Source organism: Bacillus sp. FSL M8-0063 (genome assembly GCF_038005545.1).
Classification (GTDB): Bacteria; Bacillota; Bacilli; order Bacillales; family Bacillaceae_G; genus Bacillus_A; species Bacillus_A wiedmannii.
The window spans coordinates 3,026,830-3,047,484 of sequence record NZ_JBBOTJ010000001.1; the positions used below are offsets into that span (position 1 = coordinate 3,026,830).

General features: G+C 36.7%; 16 protein-coding genes and 1 pseudogene. 4 read left to right on the forward strand and 13 right to left on the reverse strand.

Annotation, left to right across the window (positions count from 1 at the left end; all coding sequences use genetic code 11):
- Positions 1-77: 77 nt before the first annotated feature.
- Positions 78-1,169, forward strand: coding sequence for a DUF3900 domain-containing protein (locus MKX31_RS15255; protein ID WP_000345047.1), 1,092 nt, complete (start codon positions 78-80; stop codon positions 1,167-1,169).
- A gap of 180 nt (positions 1,170-1,349) precedes the next feature.
- Here the strand turns inward: MKX31_RS15255 and MKX31_RS15260 are convergent, their stop codons facing one another.
- A complete protein-coding gene (locus MKX31_RS15260) occupies positions 1,350-1,697 on the reverse strand; it encodes a hypothetical protein (RefSeq protein WP_064476933.1) in 348 nt (115 codons plus the stop codon).
- A gap of 254 nt (positions 1,698-1,951) precedes the next feature.
- Between MKX31_RS15260 and MKX31_RS29310 the strand changes: the two are divergent.
- Positions 1,952-2,074 (forward strand): annotated as a pseudogene (locus MKX31_RS29310) (hypothetical protein); the annotation flags it as partial.
- Positions 2,075-2,365: 291 nt separating this feature from the next.
- Here MKX31_RS29310 and MKX31_RS15270 read toward each other — a convergent pair.
- From MKX31_RS15270 to MKX31_RS15300, 7 genes are all read right to left on the reverse strand, one after another.
- Positions 2,366-3,211 carry an exonuclease gene (locus MKX31_RS15270; protein WP_340981094.1) on the reverse strand — a complete coding sequence of 282 codons (846 nt, stop codon included), beginning with the start codon at positions 3,209-3,211 and terminating at the stop codon, positions 2,366-2,368.
- Positions 3,212-3,403: 192 nt separating this feature from the next.
- Positions 3,404-3,604 (reverse strand): cold shock-like protein CspB, encoded by a 201-nt coding sequence (cspB, locus tag MKX31_RS15275; protein ID WP_001179147.1) that lies wholly within the window; start codon positions 3,602-3,604, stop codon positions 3,404-3,406.
- Between the two features lie 216 nt (positions 3,605-3,820).
- Positions 3,821-4,720 (reverse strand): WD40/YVTN/BNR-like repeat-containing protein, encoded by a 900-nt coding sequence (locus tag MKX31_RS15280; protein ID WP_340981096.1) that lies wholly within the window; start codon positions 4,718-4,720, stop codon positions 3,821-3,823.
- 16 nt (positions 4,721-4,736) lie between these two features.
- On the reverse strand, positions 4,737-5,180 hold the full coding sequence (locus tag MKX31_RS15285) for a flavodoxin (protein WP_001062756.1): 444 nt from the start codon (positions 5,178-5,180) through the stop codon (positions 4,737-4,739).
- A gap of 139 nt (positions 5,181-5,319) precedes the next feature.
- Positions 5,320-5,940, reverse strand: coding sequence for an acetate uptake transporter (locus MKX31_RS15290; RefSeq protein WP_000070921.1), 621 nt, complete (start codon positions 5,938-5,940; stop codon positions 5,320-5,322).
- Between the two features lie 86 nt (positions 5,941-6,026).
- Positions 6,027-6,422 (reverse strand): NUDIX hydrolase, encoded by a 396-nt coding sequence (locus MKX31_RS15295; protein WP_137051747.1) that lies wholly within the window; start codon positions 6,420-6,422, stop codon positions 6,027-6,029.
- Complete coding sequence (locus MKX31_RS15300) at positions 6,419-6,760, reverse strand: ASCH domain-containing protein (RefSeq protein WP_000639513.1); 342 nt, start codon at positions 6,758-6,760, stop codon at positions 6,419-6,421. The genes MKX31_RS15295 and MKX31_RS15300 overlap by 4 nt, the downstream gene beginning before the upstream one ends.
- A gap of 135 nt (positions 6,761-6,895) precedes the next feature.
- On the opposite strand from MKX31_RS15300, the gene MKX31_RS15305 reads away from it, so the two are divergent.
- The gene (locus MKX31_RS15305) at positions 6,896-7,453 is read left to right on the forward strand and encodes a CatB-related O-acetyltransferase (RefSeq protein WP_000898178.1); all 558 of its coding nucleotides are present in this window, start codon (positions 6,896-6,898) and stop codon (positions 7,451-7,453) included.
- Between the two features lie 47 nt (positions 7,454-7,500).
- On the opposite strand, the gene MKX31_RS15310 is transcribed toward MKX31_RS15305, so the two are convergent.
- Positions 7,501-14,973 (reverse strand): DUF7507 domain-containing protein, encoded by a 7,473-nt coding sequence (locus MKX31_RS15310; RefSeq protein WP_340981103.1) that lies wholly within the window; start codon positions 14,971-14,973, stop codon positions 7,501-7,503.
- Positions 14,974-15,090: 117 nt separating this feature from the next.
- On the opposite strand from MKX31_RS15310, the gene MKX31_RS15315 reads away from it, so the two are divergent.
- Positions 15,091-15,840 carry a (S)-benzoin forming benzil reductase gene (locus MKX31_RS15315; protein ID WP_001271045.1) on the forward strand — a complete coding sequence of 250 codons (750 nt, stop codon included), beginning with the start codon at positions 15,091-15,093 and terminating at the stop codon, positions 15,838-15,840.
- A 35-nt stretch (positions 15,841-15,875) separates the two neighbouring features.
- Here MKX31_RS15315 and MKX31_RS15320 read toward each other — a convergent pair whose 3' ends face one another.
- The 4 genes from MKX31_RS15320 to MKX31_RS15335 all read right to left on the reverse strand — a co-directional run bounded on the left by MKX31_RS15320 (position 15,876) and on the right by MKX31_RS15335 (position 20,545).
- Positions 15,876-16,709: a GNAT family N-acetyltransferase gene (locus MKX31_RS15320; protein ID WP_064476938.1), complete on the reverse strand. Its 834-nt coding sequence runs from the start codon at positions 16,707-16,709 to the stop codon at positions 15,876-15,878.
- Between the two features lie 66 nt (positions 16,710-16,775).
- Positions 16,776-18,284 carry an argininosuccinate lyase gene (gene argH / locus MKX31_RS15325; protein ID WP_064476939.1) on the reverse strand — a complete coding sequence of 503 codons (1,509 nt, stop codon included), beginning with the start codon at positions 18,282-18,284 and terminating at the stop codon, positions 16,776-16,778.
- Positions 18,285-18,385: 101 nt separating this feature from the next.
- Positions 18,386-19,495 (reverse strand): serine hydrolase, encoded by a 1,110-nt coding sequence (locus MKX31_RS15330; RefSeq protein ID WP_149173499.1) that lies wholly within the window; start codon positions 19,493-19,495, stop codon positions 18,386-18,388.
- Between the two features lie 117 nt (positions 19,496-19,612).
- Complete coding sequence (locus tag MKX31_RS15335; RefSeq protein WP_000756434.1) at positions 19,613-20,545, reverse strand: nucleoside hydrolase; 933 nt, start codon at positions 20,543-20,545, stop codon at positions 19,613-19,615.
- Between the last annotated feature and the right edge of the window lie 110 nt (positions 20,546-20,655).

A 20,655-nucleotide genomic window follows, 5' to 3' on the forward strand; every position in this document is an offset into this window, starting at 1 on the left:
TTCCTTATATAAATTGACGAAAGTTTTTTCCATCTCTATACTGATAAGAGTTAATGAAATGAAACAAGGTGATAAATATGGATTTTGAAATAAATTATCTTTCCTTTTATGTTGTACAAGTAGAAGGAAAAGGTGAAGCTGTTGATAAACGCTACAAACATTTTCAAACGTTAGACGCTGAAGAGTATGAAGATAGCTCCTTAAAAGAATTTTTAAATGGTGAATTATTAAAAATTTCAAAGCGAAAAGTAGAACGTCATGCGAAAACAGAACAAGCTCCGACAAAGATCGGTCGCTTCATTGTAGAAGAAGGGCACGAACTTGATTCAAACCCTCATTACAACCTCTTTAATCGCATTCGCTTTGCGGAAACAAAGGAAAACTTCAAAGATATGAGTGAACCTCTCGTTTATACATATCTGGACACAAGCGCTGTACGCGGTGGTGTATTTTTAATTGCGCAAGCAAAACTACGCAAATACTTTGATGATCCATTCGTTTTCGTTATGAAATGTGACTTCGAACCGAAAGTCGCTTCTATTTCAGATGAATCCACACTGATTCGTAACGTTGAAATGGCCATCACAACAAAAAACATGAAATCTATCCAATATCCGTACATGCCTGAAGAAGGTATGGTCGAAGTGGGTGAGCTAAAAATTCACCAAGCATCACACGCCCGCTACTTTGAAGACTTCTTAAAATTCGTCGAGTACGAACGCTCTATGCCTGAAATTATGAAAACACAAGTAATGGACATGGTATACGACCAAATTGAAGATGTATTTGAAGAAGGTACGGAAGAACGCGAACAATTCGACCAAGCAATGGAAGTATGGGCTGCCAGTCCGAAACGCGAAATTATGGAACAATTTTCAACCGAAGAAGTAATGGAAGCTACCGCTCAAATCGTCGAGCACGCTCCTGAAGTGGAATTAAAGCTAAAAGCAGATCATATCTCCGTAAAGGCCCTGCTTGCTGATTTCGGGGATCAAATACATATCGCAAAGGTAAATGATCGATACGTATTAATGATTGAGGCTGATACACTTACGTTTGAGAAAGGCTTCTCTCCAATTGAGTTTTTGAAGCCGGATGAGTTGCAAGATGTGATTGAACGGATTGAGAATAAGCAGCAGTATTCTTATGATCCGAACGGGATTGAATAAATCCTTCCATATCCCTATTTTTACTGAGCGCTGTTAACGAGCGCTCTTTTATTTGGGACATATTTTTTAATTTTTTTAACTCAAGATGATATTTGTTGCGGAATCAAGTAGATTCCTTCCTTGTTGTACAAGTGTATTTCCATTAGAGTAGTCACTATGTATATTGGTAAAATGAAAATTTCACTTCACTACCTCAAATTTATTGTACCCATAAAAAGATAATTGAAAACGATATTCTGGATGCTCTCTCACCCAATCGTAAGCTTCTTCTAAAATATCCATTTTGTTTTGTAAGTCATTAAGTTCACTACATTCGTCCCTTTTCTGTTTGCACAGAGGGCAGAATCCATTCACTATTTCGGCACTCGTCGCCCTAATAGTTTTACTTTCTAAGTCAACTACTAGACTAAGAAGAAGAGAATGCTCTTCTTTTGTAGTCACCGTCATTTCAGCAAGCCCATCCTCATTCCAAAAGACTCCGTTTAATTCCATCTGTACCGTGACGTCTTTAATATCCATGTCTATCACTATCCCCCCCTTGTATAAAACTTTTATCTTATTCTTCGATTTTAATCTTTAATACACCACGATTTAAAGATATATTAAGCGTTTCCATTTTTTCTAAATTCAGTTACCTTTCATTTATACATATACTACTATAGATTAAATTTACTTTAATAGAATGGAGGATTTATATGGGGTGTTACAATTCATCAGAAAGAAAGATATACGAACTTGAACAAAAAATAAACAAGTTAAACTTTCAGGTGAATAACTTAAATGAAAGAGTTCATCAATTAGAAAATACAGTTGAGCGACATACCCGTCGGTTGAACCGTTTAAACCAACGTTTACGTACTGTAGAAAACAAGTTAAATATTCCATTTTCAGAAAGTGAATATTAACTCGTTAATTCGAACAATGTAAACAATGCTATTCCTATTATATTTCAAACTAGAAATTCACGTTATCTCTCCCTAAATACTGAATCCTCTGCGTAATTTGCTCCCTATTTTGTTCTATCCCTCACACTACTCTCCATTATCTTTCTCAGAAAACAAATAATTTGTACATTCGTACTAAAAACAATAAAATACTCCATTCCTAATACGGGACGAGCCGTGAATTTTCCAACTAAACTTCTGCGACTTAATCCTGAAGTTTAGTTGTACATATGAATAAAATTGGTTATATTACTAACTTTCTTCTACTACTTTCTCCATCTCAGCCAAATGCCTAATCTGCCTTTCCGCCTTTCTCACCGCCGTACGAAAATGCTTTTTCAGAAGTTCTATTGTAGCTTCACTTATATAATATCTTTCCGTTATACTTTCCCACGTGTCACTACTTTCAAATGCACTCCAAACGAAAGGACGCTCTGTATTTTTTCTCATTTCTTTAAATACCCATTTTCCCATCTTTTTTTTCGCTTTTTCTGTTAGTTTTCCGTTCTCTACAAGTTCAAGCTCACCATGTCTTTTGTACCGTTTATGAATGTCTCTCTCGCTATATACTTTAAGAAGTATATTCGCTGTATTCTCAGCATCCGCTAAAGCTCGGTGCTGCTTCCCTTCCCACGTTAAACCGAGCTGTTCTACTGCAAATTGTAAACTTGGTATATGCTCAAATAACTCTTCATACGCTTGGAAAACAAACTTCTGCAAATCAAATTTGCTCTCTTTTTCCATACATGGGCATTCTACACCGTATAACGTACAATCATGAGATAGAAAACGATAATCTTCTCTACCCCATGAAACAAATACAGAGTCTTCTCCGATAAATTGAATAAATTTCTCTATAATTTGTGGGAATTTCTCCACACCAATTAAATCTTTCTTTGTAATTCCCGTTAATTTTGTCGTATGACGAGTGAGTCGTGCACTCGGCTTTACTAACTCCGAAAATTCTCCAATTACCTTCATTGTACTTGCTTCTATTTTTACAGCTCCGATATCAACTATCTCTGACGGATCTTCTGATTTATACGGCCTGAAATTTCTCTCTATATCGAACACAATAAAATGTGTAGCGTTTTCCAATTTATTTACCTCTTTCTAAATTCCTTTTCACACACATACTCTATTTTCAGTATTTATTTATTCATTCATGCACTTTATGCATGAAATACTTCGTCTAATAAACAAAAATTTAATCTCATTATTATATGTACATAGGAGGTTATTCAATAAAAATGCAAAAAAAAGAAGGGCAAGCCCTTCTTTTTTCCGTAATTACTTCTTGTTTACGTTTGTAGCTTGAGGTCCACGGTTACCTTGTTCTACTTCGAAAGTAACTTCTTGACCTTCTTCTAAAGATTTGAAGCCGTCGCCTTGGATAGCTGAGAAATGAACGAATACGTCTTCTCCGCCTTCAACTTCGATGAAACCGAAACCTTTTTCTGCGTTAAACCATTTTACTTTACCGTTTTGCATTTAAAAAATCCTCCTACAATGTACCTATATGTACATATTCATTTTCAACCACTTTACAATAATACTTCAAACATTAAAAAACTGCAACCCCAGAGGAGATTTAACATTGCTATCCTCCTCGGAAGTTACAGCTCATTTAAATCTCTATATTATTAAAAGTAAAATGGTTTAAAGTAACTATATCATATCAATATAATAAAAGTAAAGTTTTTTTTGCTATATAATTTTTTTCTTCCATTGCATCGCTTTTGATTCACCTGATCCAGCTACAACATAACCCTCTTTTTGGTTAACGATGCGCCAGCCATGCCCTTTAACTGAGTCACATACTGTAACAAGTTCTTCTTCTAGAAGTACACGACAAACCGTACTAATCCCCGCCTTATTTTGCGTTGACGTTGTATATAGCACATGTTGATCTACACTCAAGGCTAAATAGCTACTTGCTTTCTGCTCACTTTGACATGTATGCCAATATGTTTTTTCACTCGCAATACTTTCATCTATTTTACAAAAAGAAATATTCCCGCTAATACCCTTGCATGATCCACTCGCTGCTACTATATAAGAATTGTGTACAGTCAACGCTGAGATCATCTGATTCATCACGATTTTAATCCTCTTTAATTTACGTGTCTCCAAATTAAAGAGCCAAACACCACCATATTTAGTATGTATTTTCGTACCGATAAATAAGTAATGTTTATATAAAAATAACGATCGAATAGATGGTGCCCCGCCACCATACTCAAGAAATGGATGAATGGTTTCCCATGTCGAACCAAAATCATTAGAATGATACAACGTTTTATCTCCATGAGCAATGACTGTTCCTTGTACATTACTACAAACATTCCAACTCGTTGCTTTTGTTGGAAAACGCTGAACCGTCCAGTTCTCTCCACCATTCATACTACGAATAAAAATCCCTTCGTCACCTACACCATACACTACATTATCTTCGCTATGTAAATCCCTAATTCGTTTTTGAAAACCATTTAATATTTGTTTCCATTCTCCGTCTCGTTCAATAAATAAGCCATTATATGTAGTAGCTAACATAAGTTTTCCATCTCTTAACTTTGTAATAGCGGTTGCACTTAACATTGTCTCCACGTTGACACTCCCATTCTTAGAACTTCTCAGCAAATGCAATTGCAAAATTACTGCATTTTTCAACATCCTCTTCATCTTCTGGAGCTAGTTCGATTTTCAATCCTTCTTGCACAAGCTCTGCACCGCGTTCTACAAGTCTTTCTTCAAATATCGTTACCGCTTCACAAAATAGTTCATACGCCGTATCACCTGATCCGAATACCGCTACTTTCTTCCCTGATAAATCTATATTTTCTAAGTCATCATGGAAATCTTCCGCCTCAAACGGTAATTCACCATCGCCCCACGTATAAGATCCTAAAATGATTCCATCATAGGCTAATAATTCTTCAGCATCCATGCCTTCCATTTCTTGCAATACTACTTCATGATCAAAAGCATCTAAACTAACTTTTATTAAATCAGCAATACTCTCTGTATTTCCTGACATACTTGCATAAGCTATTAAAATTTTTGCCACTTCGGCATCCCCCTCTTACAATAAATGATTCTCATTCTCATTATATTAATAATGAGAATCAATTTCAATTATATTTTTCATTTTTATTTATTCCATACAAAAAAGCACAGATGACTATACAATCACCTGTGCTTTTTTATTACTTTTTAAAAATACCAAACGGCTTTCCAACTGGTAATACAACTTTACCGAAGTGTGTATTTAACACTGCTGCTGCTGAACCATAGAAAGATAATAATGAAATACATAGTTCAGAATACGCTGCTAAATTATGCATTGCATGCGGCATAACACCTAAAGTACTTAATGAAAGACCAATAAATAAGAAATCAATAAGGACGAAAATCATAAATAATACTTTATGTGTTTCCATTGCACCAATTGTCATAAAGATTGTGAAAATCAAATATCCAATAAAGGCTACACCCAGCTGTTTTGAATCTGCAGCTTGTGCTAATTTTTCGCCAAATACTCCAAGTTGAATTAACCAAGTCATTCCAACACCTAACCAAAATAGGCCGTATGCACCGAATGCTGTTGTACCGAACGTATTGTTATGCTTTGCATCGTGAATGCACGCAAAGATTTGTGCAAATCCTCCTAAAAAGATTGCCCACGGTAATACAAGTGAAACGCCATCTGTTAAGCCTAACTTTTGAGATGATGCTACAAGTGTTACCATCGCTAATCCAAATAGACCAATTCCAGATGGATCTGCTGTTGTCATTTTCACATGATGTGTAGTAGATTGATTGCTCATATAAACCTCCTGATTATAAACATACTCGAATACAATACTTAAATCAGAAGACTATGTCAATGGTTTTTTTTGTATGTTGTCAGACCTTACTTTTTATAATGATTGAATATGCTTCCGACCACTTCATACGGTTTTATATTCACTTTTTCCAACTCGTGTATCGGCAACCACAACGGAATATAACTCCCTCTATCTTTCAGCTTGAATTCTTCAGCTTTACCACTTCCGAAAACTCCATCTATAATATGGGCATTAAAATAATACTCCGTACCTTTATACTCCACCTTTGCAATCAGATGCTCCACTTTTATATGTACCCCTAATTCTTCATAAATTTCTCGCTTCGTTGCTTCTTCAGCTGTTTCTCCTTCTTCAATTCCTCCGCCTGGAAAAACATAATATGTTTCCCCTTCTCGAATACGTTTTATAAGAGCAATTTTCCCTTCCTGCACAATGATAGCCCCGCCGCGATTTCTTATCATTTTATTACCTCAATACGAATCGCAACTGTTCCCCACTTTTTTTCTTGTTCTTTCGTATATATTTTGTATGTACTTTCTAGCATTTCCTCTAAACTATCATTTTCACAATCCAATAATTTTTTATCAATTTGTTCGTACATTGCTTTAAAGCTTTCGTATCGTTTTATTTCCGTCACTTTGACAGTCATCGTTGCTGCTGTCGTAAGGTTCGTAAATACAATATGATCGCCTTGTTTTATAAGTTGACGTTTTGCATCGTATAAACGTACTTCATATACTTTTTTTCCTGATTTAATTGACTGAAAAGGTTTATTATATAATCCCATTTTGTATATCATTCATTCCACTCCCTTTTTATTCGTTGCACCTACTAATTGTGTATTACCAATTCATACAACACAGTTCGACTTATTCCAAGTTGCATATAATGTTCCATATCCATTACTTGCTTTAGAGAGGATGCTAAATTTGTTATGTTATTTTTAAATCAAAAACCTGAATATAATAAATATGATATTGGTGATTATACTTATAGTAAAGTAGGTCCAACCATTTTTTCTTGGAATGATGAAACGAAATTAAAAATAGGTAAGTTTTGTTCATTAGGAGAAGAAGTCGTTTTCATACTTGGCGGTGAACATCGCGCAGACTGGATAACAACTTACCCATTTAATGCATTTTTTAATGAAGGAGCACATATTACTGGTCATCCTTCTTCAAAAGGTGACATCGTAGTCGGCAACGATGTATGGATTGGTTATCAATCCTGCATTTTATCTGGTGTTACAATTGGTAACGGAGCCATTATTGGGGCAAAGAGTGTTGTCACAAAAGACGTACCTCCATATGCAATTGTAGCTGGTAATCCTGCAAAATTTATTCGATATCGTTTCCCGCAAGAAACGATTGACAAACTAGAGAATCTTGCATGGTGGGATTGGGATATTTCTGTAATAAAAGGAGCCATTCCATTTCTACTTTCCAACAAAATCAACGAGTTTTTTACCTCGCCCGAAAATGAATCTATGTGATTAATACCAAAAGAGCATCCTGAAAGAATAGGATGCTCTTTTTTGTTTTATTTTTTATGTTCGTGCAACTGATTACACGGAGAACATTGAAATGGAATTTTATCTAAGCAATTAAAGTTTGTTTCACAAATTTGTTCGATCGTTGGAGCAAATAGAATGATAACCATATTACTTTCTACTATTTGTGTAACAGGTGGCAATACTGTTCCTACTTGATGTTCGAAACGAATACTCGCTTGATTTATATAATTTCCTGAACCACTTGGCGCGCTCTGAACTACTACTTGGAACGAGACTGTGCGTGCTTCACCTGGATTTAAACTTCCTATAAGAAATCCTGATACTGGATTTACATTTGGCACTAGCGTATTATCAACCTTTACAGTTCCAAGAACAAATCGAACACTACTATCTAACATATCTTGAAAACGAATATTTTGTATGATAGTATCCCCCGTATTTGTAATAACTGTCGTAAACGTAATAACATCTCCTATTGTTGCTGTTTGATGATCCGCTGTTTTTACGACTGTCGTTGAGACATTTTGAGGAATAAACGGGATAACAACTGTATTGCTATCACCTTCAACTACTACAGGCGATTCATTTGGATTCACAGTTGCAAACCCACTCGCTGTCGCTGTATTTGTAACTAAGTTATTGATTTGCCCTCCTGTTATTACAACTTGGAAATTAATAATAGCTGCATCATTTGGCTGAAAATCACCTAACGAAATACCAGTATTCGGATTAGCAAATGGAAAAGGTACATCATTTACTGTTACCGTGCCATTTATAAATAACGTATTCGGATCAATGATATCCGTTAAAACAATATTCGTCACAGGAACTGTACTATCATTTATAACAGCAATTCCGTAAGTGACAACATCTCCTACCATCGCTACTTCAAAGTTTGCTCCTTTTGCAACAAATAAGATTGCAGTATTTACCGTTACAATAACTGTATTACTCGTGTCCATCACTGTAACTGGCGGCTCTCCTGGTACTAAAATATATTCTGCTGATGCCCCAGCAACGTTCACTACTGTACCACCATCTGGAAAACTCGTAATCGTAGCTTCATATGTTACAATCGCCGTCTCACCGACTGGAATGTCTAAAATCGTAAATCCAACCTGCGGATTTACTCCCGGACGCGCTACTCCATTTATCGTTACACTATTTGGTACAAAAACAACTTCCGGAGATAGTACATCAATAAATTTAACATTCATTGCATCAGCCGTACCAGTATTTAATATGCGAACACGGTACGTTACCGTTTCTCCTACTCCAACAATTGAATGATCTACTTCTTTCAGCATATCTAAACTGCCTCTATTTACTGGTGTGACTGTCGTATTACTTGAATTCGTAATTGTAAACGGTGGTTCTCCTGGAATCAATTCGAAATCACCAGTTACTCTCGCTGTATTCATAATGCTACTAGAAGGCGGAATTGCGATTACGTTTACTTCAAATGTGATTAATAAGCTATCCCCTACTGCAAGATCAGGTAATGAAAAGCCTACAAAAGGATCTAAACCTACTTGTGGAATCCCATTTATTTGCACACTTCCTGCAACGAATTCTAAACTAGGCGATGGGACATCAATAAACTGAACATTCGTCGCAGTTACCGTTCCCGTATTTGTAACTTGCACACTATACGTTAACGTATCTCCTAATCGCGTTGCTTGCTTATTCACGGTTTTTATAACATTAAAGCGCCCTCTATTTACCCTTGTTATCGTCGTATTACTCGGTTCAGTTACTACAACAGGTGGCTCTCCTGGCACTAAAGTAAAGTTTCCTGTTATATTTGCAACGTTCGTAATTGTTCCTGATGACGGGATGGTTGTAACTATCGCTTGAAACGTCACTATAACGGTTTCACCAACGAGTATATCTCCAACTCCAAATCCAGTAATCGGATTTAAGTTTGGTTGCGAAACTCCATTTACCGTTACACTACTCGATACAAATGACGCTCCTGCTGAAATTGTATCAATAAACTGAACATCATTTGCTGTTACTGTTCCTGTATTCGTTATTTGAACCGTATACGTTAATACATCTCCAACGAGAGTAGCTGCTCTATTTACTTGTTTAATAACATTAAATCGTCCTCTATTTACAGTTGTGAGCGTTGTGTTACTTGGCTGATTTACTATAACTGGTGGTTCTCCTGGTACTAATATAAAGCTTCCAGTAACATTTGCCGTATTGGCAATTGTTCCGTTTGATGGAACACTAACAACGGTTACTTGGAATGTAACTTCTATACTTTCACCTGGGTTTATATCTGGAAGCGGGAATCCATTATTAGGATTGAATCCAGGTTGTAGCACACTATCTATTGTTACACTGTCCGGTACAAATGTTATTGAGGATGGTAATACATCACTATATTGAACATTCGTCGTTACCACTGTCCCTGTATTTTGAACTACTGTTGTATATGTGATTGTATCACCTACTGCAACAACCGGCTGACTTACTGATTTTAAAACATTCAAACCAGGTTCATTGATTTTTGTTAATGTCGTATTACTTGTCGTTGTTTCTGTAATAGGCGGCTCTGTTTCACTTACAGCAAATGTAGCTGTAACGTCTACAAAGTTAACAACTGTACCACCTTCAGGTATGCTCGTAACCACTTCCTGATATGTGACAAGTACAAAATCATCTACAGGTATATCTGGAACTGTAAAACCAATGAAAGGATCTAATCCTAGTGCTGGCACCCCGTTTATGCTCACACTTCCCGGTACAAATGCTACACCGGCGGAAGTTGTATCTATAAATTCAACATTCGTCGCTGGCACTGTACCGAAATTAAAGATTAATACATCATACGTTAATATTTCTCCTACAGTGGCTACTTCTTTATCTACTAGTTTTAATGGGAAAATCGAAGCTATATTAATTGTCGTAACGACTAAATTCGTTAATATCGTTTCCGTAATCGGTGGTTCCTGCGGATTTGGTTGTGAAGTAAACGTAACGTCTGCATCATTTAATATGACTTCATTATCTGGAATTTCTGTAATGATCACTCGGAACGTTACCTCAATACTTCCACCATTCATTATTAATGGAGTAACTGTAAACCCTATTTCTGGATTTAAACCAAGTTGCTGCACCCCACCTATCGTTACACTATCTTCTTCAAATGTCGATCCTTCTGGTATGACATCTTGGAAAAACACATCTGTAACAGGTATAATTCCTACGTTTGAAATTAGCACGTTATACGTTAGTACATCCCCAACCGCTCCAGTTGCAACGTCAACTGTTTTTGTTGCTGTTACTTCACCAGGAGGAGGTAACGGTATCGTAACTACTGTCGTATTACTTGAATTTGTCGTTGTTACAGGGGGCTGTAAAGGATTTAATAAAAAAGTGGCTGTAGCAGATGCCGTGTTTAGTACCGCTCCGCGCGTGGATGGTGCAACTACCGTTACTTGGAGCGTTACAGTCAATGATGTCCCAGCAGCGATATTAGGAAGCAGGAAACCAGCGTTTGGATCAAATCCAGGTTGAGGCGTTCCATTTATCGTTACACTATTTGCAACAAATGTTGTTTCTGGAGCAATTGGATCAAGGAAGGAAACGTTCGTTGCTGTTACCGTTCCATTATTTCGAATGACAACAGAATACGTGTAAGTTTCTCCAAGTGCAGCTTGTTGTACAGATGAAGATTTTTGTATATTTAACTGCGCTGTGTTTACTTGCGTCACAACGAAATTACTATTCGTAACAGTTGTTACAGGAGGACCGACTGGATTTATAAGAAAACTTGCAGTAACGTTCGATTGGTTTCTTATATTTCCACCACTCGGAACACTCGTCACTGTAACTTGAAACGTAATCGTAGCCGTTTGTCCGACAGGAATATTTGGTACTGGGAAACCTGCCATAGGATCCGCGCCTTGCTGAACGACTCCATTTATCGTCACACTATTTACTACAAACGCAGTACCAGACGGAATTGGATCTTGAAAAATAATATTCGTTGCAGGAACAGTTCCTGTATTTTGAATACGAATCGTATACGTTAACGTATCTCCTACACCTGCTTGTGGTGTAGTTACACTCTTTATTACATTAATTGATCCTACATTCACTCGTGTCACAACAATATTACTAATTGTTACAATTGTAATTGGCGGCTGCAAAGGACTTACTTGAAAATCAGCTGTTACATTCGCATTATTCGGAAGAACTCTATTTGGTGGTACACTCGTGATCGTCACTTGAAAAGCAACTGTTACCGTTCCTCCTACTGGAATATTAGCAAGCGGAAATCCAGTTGTTGGGTTTAAAACTGGTTGAGACGTTCCGTTTATTGTTACACTATTTGCTACAAATGTTGTTCCAGATGGAATTGGATCAAGGAATGATACATTTGTTGCTGCTACTGTTCCACTATTTTGTATACGAACTGTATACGTTAACGTATCCCCTACACCTGCTTCACTAGCACTTACGCTCTTCATTACATTTAACCCTGAAGAATTCACCACTGTCATAACAGTATTACTTGGCACTGTTACAGTAATTGGTGGCTCTGTTGGATTTACAAGGAAATCTCCAGTGACATTCGCATTATTGACGACATTATTTCCTTGGGGAATTTCATCAATTAATACTTCAAACGTAACAATTACACTCGTGCCAGTAGGCAAATTATTTAATGGGAATCCAAGTTCTGGATCTGCCCCTTCTTGTAAAACACCATTAACCAATACACTATTTTCAATAAATAAAGTCCCTTGCGGAATTGAATCTTGGAAAAACACATTTGTAGCTGTTACACTACCTGCATTTATGATTTCGATTGTATATACTAAAACATCCCCTACCGTTGCAACATCCGTATTCACTGCCTTCACAACTTCAAAGTTCCCTGATTGTACTGTTGTATTCACAACATTACTCGGAACATTGATTGTTACTGGTGGTTCACTCGGATTCACTTGAAAACTCGCTGTTACATTTGTTTGATTTAAAATATCTTCATTTTCTGGATCCTGTACAATTAATACGTCAAATGTGACTACAACTGTTTGAGCCGCAGGAATATTTGGAAGAGAAAATCCTGCATTTGGATTCAATCCACTTTGTGGTACTCCATTAATTGTTACAGAATTTGCAACGAATGAAACAGCGGAAGGAATAGGGTCTTGGAAAAATACATTTGTTAACAGTACGTTTCCTGTATTTTGGACGGCAATTGTGTATGTTAAAGTATCCCCTACCGCCGCTTGCATTGTATTCACTTCTTTTATTACATTTAAACCGCCTGTATTAACTTGTGTCACAACTGTATTCGTTTGTCTATTAATCGTTATCGGTGGCTGATTCGGAATAACGACGAAATTAGCAGACACATTTCCACGATTTGCAATCGTACCTCCTGATGGTGTAGATGTCACTCGTACTTGAAAAGTCACTGTCCTACTTCCGCCAGGAGATATATTCGCTACGGTAAACCCAGTCGCAGGATTTGCCCCAGGTTGTGAAACCCCATCTACAGTCACACTATTTAGGATAAAAGTCGTTCCAATTGGGATTGGATCTTGAAAAATAACATTCGTCGCAAGTACATTCCCGGTATTCTCAATTGTAACGGTGTACGTAAGAACGTCATTAACTGTCGCAAAAGCTCTATCTACTGTTTTTCTCGTTCTTATATCAGCTATATTAATTGTAGTAAATACAGTATTACTTGTCGCTTGGCCTGAAATTGGTTGCTGACCAGGCACTGGAATAAAGTTAAATGTTACACTGGCACGGTTTGGAATTGGATTTACAAGAGGATTAGATGTTACTCGAACTTGAAAGCGCACTACAGTCGTTTGCGAAGCATTAATACTTCCAAGATTAATACTACTTGCCGGATTTGCTCCTGGACGCGCTACTCCATTTACCGTAACACTATTTGTTATAAACGTTGTTCCAGCAGGTATACTATCAACAAAAATAACATTATTTGCAGCGACATTCCCATCGTTGGTGACATTCACTGTGTACGTTAATACATCATTAATTATTGCCGTCTGTAGATCTACAGATTTTTGTAAACTTACATTTGCGCGATTTACCGTCGTCTGTACTGTATTTGAAGAAGCTGTACTTGTGATAGGAGGACTTCCAACAAAAGGACGGAATTGGTATGACACCATCGCACGATTTGAAATCGGATTCGGATTCGGGAATGACGTAACTCTCACTTGAAACGTGACAACTCTTTGAGCATTATTCGGTATCGTTCCTAAATTAATTCCACTAGCTGGATTGGCGCTCGGCTGAGTTACTCCACCTACTGTAACACTGCCTGCTATAAACGTAGTTCCATTCGGAATACTGTCTTGTAATACAACGTTTTCTGCACTTCCTGTCCCTGTATTCGGAACAGTAATCGTATAGGTGAGAATATCACCTACTGCTGCAACGGTTTTATCAACAGATTTAACAGGATTTATAATTGGCCCTGTCGCATCAATTTGAACACCAAAACCAGCTGCAGCATATCCATCTCCATTTGTAACGAAGCGAACAGTCGCTGACGTTTGATTATTTACTAATGATGACGAGGCATCTACATTCGTAATATCCCATCCTTGTCTTCGGACGGCTAAAGCTATCCCTAACGGCTGATTCAAATTTCCAAAGGTGCCAGTTGTATCTAAATTCCCACTATCATTACAAATTTGTGACTGAAAGAAATTATTTGCGGGATTTCTCGGTCCGAATAAAGCAACTGTAGCATTCGCATTCGGTCCAAAGCGAAGTTGATCTCCAACAATGTTAGAATCACCTTCTTGAGCAGTTACAAGTACTCTTCCTGTAACAGAACCTGTAGATGGAGTTGCGAAACCTGAAATAGTAGCATCAACTGGTGGTGATGAAGCATCAATAATTTCTTGGCCTGCATACACTGACAAATTCCGAAGTGGTAAACTTGTATTTTGATAAACTACCTCAAGCGTCCAACCAGCTGAACGACTGACCGTTGGATCAGCAGAAGTTCTTGTAGCCGGTACAGCACCCGTTGTATATGTTCCCGCTCCCCCTGTATTAACAAGATTCGTTACGTTAGCTGAACGTACGTAATAAAACTGGTTCCCTACTGAACCTTGCTGCGCAGTTGCAGGATCTGGTGTAACAGAAAACGTTCCTGCCGGTGTTGTAAATGTAATGTTATCATTTAAAAAAGCTGAAACATCCTCTGTATCGGTCCGGTATGTGCCGGCCCATACTAGTTCTGCGTATAAAATACTACTCCCTGCCGGAAGATTCAAAATTGCACTTGAAGAATTTAATGGCCAGTCATTCGTCGTTCCTGCTGGGAATCCAGGTACTTGGAGCGATGTATTTACCGTTGTAAATACATCAATCGTACCGAAATTATTATTTGGTGCAGGCGATGTAGGACTTAGTCCTAACGTGTTCCCAGTGAACGTGACGGCACCAGTTACTGTTGTTGTAAAGCGATTCATAAAAGGCACACAATCATCTCATTTCAATTATAGTAAAAAGTGCTCTATACTATAAAATGTAGACAAACTATACAATGTACGTTGTCCAACAAAATTCCACATATATGGAGAGGAGTTTACTACACTATGCGCTACGTTATCATAACAGGAACTTCACAAGGTTTAGGTGAGGCAATCGCCACACAGTTATTAGAAGAAAATACAACCGTCATCTCTATTTCTAGAAGAGAAAATAAAGAGCTTACTAAACTCGCAGAGCAAAATAACAGTCATTGCATTTTTCATTCCTTAGATCTTCAAGATGTACATAAATTAGAAACTAACTTTAACGAGATCCTTTCATCTATGAAGGAAGACAATATATCATCTATTCATTTAATTAATAATGCAGGCACGGTTGCACCAATGAAGCCAATTGAAAAGGCAGAAAGCGAGCTTTTCATTACAAACGTTCAAATTAATTTACTTGCACCGATGATTCTTACCTCTACTTTCATGAGATATACGAAAGACTGGAAAGTAGATAAACGTGTTATAAACATTTCATCTGGTGCAGGAAAAAATCCTTATTTTGGATGGGGCGCTTATTGTACAACGAAAGCTGGTGTAAATATGTTTACACAGTGCGTAGCAACCGAAGAAGCAGAAAAAGAATATCCAGTAAAAATCGTCGCTTTTGCACCTGGTGTTGTTGATACAAGTATGCAAGCACAAATTCGTGAAACAAATAAAGAAGACTTCATAAATTTAGACCGCTTCATCGCACTAAAAGAAGAAGGAAAACTACTGTCACCTGAATACGTTGCGAAAGCAATTCGTAGCTTACTAGAAACTGAGAATTTCCCGCAAGGTGAAGTCATTCGAATTGATGAATAACAAAAAGGCACGCTCTAATAGCGTGCCTTTTCATTTTATTTCTCTAAAAATATAAGTACAGACTCCGCAATTTTTTCATAACCAATTTCTTGATAAATTTTATTAGACGTAGGGTTTGCTAGATCAGTATATAACGTAGTCGTCTTATATCCTTCATCTAACATACGTTGACTAAGTGCAGCGACACAACTAGATGCGTACCCTTTTTTCCGCGCTTCTTTCGGTGTATATACGAAATTAACTGTTATATTGTTTGTAGTTGGTCTCGTTTTTGCAGCTACAGAAACAAGCTTCCCATCTACTTCTAAACCAAATAGACGACGGTTCGTAATTAATGTATGAGCGGTTTGTTTCGCTTCTTCTTTCGTAGTAGGAAGCCTTACATCTTCGCAAAATTGATAAATCCACTGTTCTATTAATGGTAGCTCATCACTACCTATTTCTCGAAAATCCCCATCCTCGGTCCACTTCTTCTTAACTTGTTGTAATGCATACACACCTTGCTCCATTACAACATTCGTTTTCTTATTTTCTAACACGGCAGTCTCTTCCGCTAATTTCTGTACAATTTTCTTATTACCAATCAATCCAGGAACATTTGAATATACTTTCGTTAATTTTTTTGCAAGTTCCACGATATCCTCTTCCGCAATTTCAGACGTAGCAACAATGATTTGTTTCTTTTCTTCTGTTTGAAGAAATACAACTACAATTTCTTCCTCTTGTTTTGCTACCCCCATAAATATCGGTTGTTGGACCATTTGTAATACACCTAATATGAGATTATTTTCCTGCTCATTCTTTTCTAAAAATGGTGTAACCTCTTCTTTAAAATTAAGAATCTCTTCGTATACATGTAATTGAATCATCGACAATCTCTTCCCTCTATTTATAGTTTCATTAAGTATTGGCGATTAATTCATTAAATCCCTCTTTTACGATTCAATACTATGCGAAGTTAACATATTCAAATCAGTTTCAGCTTGTAAAATTCTCTGTTTTTCTTTTTCAAATACCTCTTCTTCTTTTTGAAATGACTCTTTTCGATTTTTAATCATACGCTCCATTTCTTTTTTACTCGGTCCACCGTATACATTTCTTTTTTGAATAAATGCTTCTGGCGATATAATTTCATTCCACTCTTTTTCCAATAAATGTATTTTGAATTTTTCTTGTAAGTATATATTTACATCTTTTAAATGTAATTCATGCAGCTCCTTTTGCTGCTCCAATGACATATTCGCAATAACACTCGCTGCATGATGCGCATGCCGAAATGGAATGCTATAGTTTTTTGTTAAAACATCTGCGAAATCAGTTATCGTAATTGCATGTTTATAAGAACGACTTTTCAACGTTTCTTCTTCTACTTTCATCGTTCGAATCACTGCATTCATAATACAAAAAACACGAATGGTCTTTTCAATTCCTTTATATAAATACGGCTGCAAATCATCTTCTGTATCGACAATATCACCAAATGGTGTATTATGAATCATTTGAAATACTGTAAATGCTTCTCCTAAAGCGCTACTCGTAATCGCACGGGCGTGTTCAATGGAAACTGGATTTCGCTTTTGCGGCATAATGCTACTTATTTGTACATATGGCTTTGCAACAGTAATACCATCATATTCTTTCGTCGCTAATAATAAAAAGTCATGAATCCATCTGCTCGTATTCGTCATAATTACCATAAGTAACGAGCTAACTTCTAATAAATAATCCGCTCCAGCAACAGCATCATATGAGTTCTCAATTACATTTGTAAACCCAAGTAAATTGGCAACTCGCTCTCGTTTAATTGGGAAACTTGTTGTGGAAAGAGCGGCAGCTCCCATTGGAGACTGATTTATAAGTTTGTACGTTCGTTTCATTCGTTCTAAATCTCTCTGCATCGTATCATAAATAGCTAACGTATAATGACCAAATGTTGTGGGCTGCGCTGGTTGTGTATGTGTATAAGCTGGCATAATCGTTTCCTTATGATCAGCAGCAAGTTGTAGTATACTTTCTTGCAATAACAAATGATGCTCCATTAGTCGTAGTACATATCGCCTTAAACTCATACGATACATCGTTACACCCATATCATTTCTACTTCTACCAATATGCATATTACTTACAAAATCGCATTTCGCTTCTTGAGAAATTAAATGTTCGACTAGAAAAAAGAGATCTTCATGCTGCTCTGTATATAGCAATTGATCTTTTGGAATTCCCTCTATCTTTTTTAGTGCGTGTAATATAACTTTAGCTTCTTCCTTTTTCATTAAATTTTCTTCAGTCAGCATTGTAATATGTGCTTTATGCACTTGAAACATATCTTTTAATAAGTAATTTCGTTGAAAATGAAATACATGTTGTAATACACAATCCACATATGTTTTCCCAGGGAAATCAGCGCCTTCACTCTTTATAAACTCTTCTTTACTTTGTTTCATCACCTTTTCCCCTCTCACTTAAGTATTACTACCCATCATACCCACAGAGAGTAAAAAAGTGCTTGTACATAAAAATAAACTCGGTGCTCTCTGCACCGAGTTTACTTAATAAAAGTCGCATCATACTTATCACTTTGCAACACTTGGAAATGTAAGTTTGCTAAATGTTTCCGTATTTCTGCACTGTCGTCCTCATTTAAATTATTGGCTAAAAACACTATTTCTGTACAGTTCCCGCGTTTATCCATCGCATAAACTGCTTTTGTAACTGTCCATGGCGTATAACCATTCTTTTGCCCTGCATGTCTAAATGTTTTACGGTATTTTTTAGCACTCATATCCGTTTCAACGATATTAGCCCACACTTTTTCTTCGGCCTCTGTTAGGCCACCTTTATGATTTGCCTTTTGAAGCAGTACCATATAATCGTTTGCAGAAGCTGCTGGTAATCGATCTGACCAAATTTTATCGTAACGTTCCTCTAAATAAAGAGGTATTTCCTTCTGTAATAATGGCCCCTTCTTTTTTAAGCGTTCATGAATAATCATGGCATATTCACGATATTGTTCTTGAGACATTTCTTTTAACTTTTTCTCTATTTTATATTTCGGAACATGTAGTTCTTTATGCAAATATCCAGGGATGTATAAAGATGAAACAATCGGAAATAGCGGCTGATGTGCTGGAAGGGATAAACTTTGTAAATTTCGATTAATATTATCTAACCCTAACACTTCCATTAAATATTCAGCATTCGCATTCGAACTAAACTTAACCATTCCTTTTGCCACTTCTTCTAAAGAAACTGCCTCTTCTGTTATCTTGTCTGTCTTTTGCAAATACTTTTGCCATCTATCTTGTGCACCGCCATCTGTATTCGGCACATAATAACGATTTATATCATTAATGGAAACGAAACTAGATGGATCAATTTTTCCTTCCGTAACTTGTTTCGTATATTCAAGCGCCACAATTAACTTCATCGTACTAGCAACTGGCAATACAACATTTGGATTTACAGAATAAACAACTTTATCATTTCTCTTCACGAGAAGCGCACTATTTTTTTCATCTTTATGTTCTTCAATAAAGGATGCGATATACTGTGCATCATCATTATTTGAACTCCACACTTTTTTCACTAAAAAATTACCCGATATTAGCAAAACGAAAATACCCACAATCACTGCGCATACTATAGTTTTTTTCAAGTAAAATTCCTCTCCTATTGTATAACTCTTCTCTATCTATCTCTTACAAACAAAATAATGGAGATGATTATTTTAGTAATCATCTCCATTATTTTAACTTGTATTCTCCTATTATGTCTACGTCATAATTTTCACGAAGTCTTCGAGAAATTTTTTATAATGTAATGACCAACCAATTCGCACCCAATTCTTTAAAGATTTTGCATCAGGTTGTGGACGGAAATCAGCAATACTTTCTCCCTTTGCAATCCCTACTGTATCCACATCGACACGACGGTACACATAATCCAAAATAGACGGATTCGCCGCAACCATCATTGTAACAACGTCATGTACTGGGCTACCTGTTATTTTCGGATTTAACTTTTTATACGCTTTATAATAATACGTAAATATCGGTTCAATTAATTTATTAAAATTCGTTTTAGAGTGTTTCGTAATATATTTCACCATTTCTGGCGTAATAATTGCTTCAGATGTAACGTTAAGTGGCACTAATGTCAAATTCTTGGCATTTTGCATAACTAATTGTGACGCAATCGGATCACCATGAAAATTCGCCTCTGCGACTGGTGTCACATTGCCAGGCATTAAAAAAGCACCACCCATTATATAATATTCTTTCACATACTTCATCATCGGCTTTTCTAAAATAAATGCTGTCGCTAGTGTCGTTGACCTACCAGCATCAACAATGATTAATTCTCCTTTATACTTTTCAAGAATATCAAAAAAAGCACAAAAAGGTTTTATATTTGGCGAAAAAGCTTTTGGAGGTTTAATTGGCCCTAAGCCGTCTGCCCCATGAATTTCTGGATAATACGTTGTAACATCTCCGGATAAAGGAATTTTCGCACCATTAATAACAGGTATATCCTCCCGCCCTGCCATTTGCAGCAAATATGCTGCATTACTTGTCGCCTTTTCTTGTGTTACATTTCCATATCCGGTTACAACACCAACAATATCAATATCAGGATGCATAATTCCATACATGATGGCTAAAGAGTCATCAATTCCTGGGTCTCCCAAAAATAACACTTTTTTCATCGACCTCAACTCCATCCCCTCAATTGTTATTAATTTATGAATAACCTTACATATACAGAATAAAAAAGAATAAATTCACACAAAAAAACGTAGTCCTCTATAAGGACTAC

Coding starts and splice junctions, on each gene's coding strand:
- MKX31_RS15320 (WP_064476938.1), bottom strand. CDS start 16,709: ATGATTCAATTACATGTATACGAAGAGATTCTTAATTTTAAAGAAGAG.
- argH (WP_064476939.1), bottom strand. CDS start 18,284: ATGAAACAAAGTAAAGAAGAGTTTATAAAGAGTGAAGGCGCTGATTTC.
- MKX31_RS15315 (WP_001271045.1), top strand. CDS start 15,091: ATGCGCTACGTTATCATAACAGGAACTTCACAAGGTTTAGGTGAGGCA.
- MKX31_RS15335 (WP_000756434.1), bottom strand. CDS start 20,545: ATGAAAAAAGTGTTATTTTTGGGAGACCCAGGAATTGATGACTCTTTA.
- MKX31_RS15255 (WP_000345047.1), top strand. CDS start 78: ATGGATTTTGAAATAAATTATCTTTCCTTTTATGTTGTACAAGTAGAA.
- cspB (WP_001179147.1), bottom strand. CDS start 3,604: ATGCAAAACGGTAAAGTAAAATGGTTTAACGCAGAAAAAGGTTTCGGT.
- MKX31_RS15300 (WP_000639513.1), bottom strand. CDS start 6,760: ATGATATACAAAATGGGATTATATAATAAACCTTTTCAGTCAATTAAA.
- MKX31_RS15295 (WP_137051747.1), bottom strand. CDS start 6,422: ATGATAAGAAATCGCGGCGGGGCTATCATTGTGCAGGAAGGGAAAATT.
- MKX31_RS15305 (WP_000898178.1), top strand. CDS start 6,896: ATGTTATTTTTAAATCAAAAACCTGAATATAATAAATATGATATTGGT.
- MKX31_RS15290 (WP_000070921.1), bottom strand. CDS start 5,940: ATGAGCAATCAATCTACTACACATCATGTGAAAATGACAACAGCAGAT.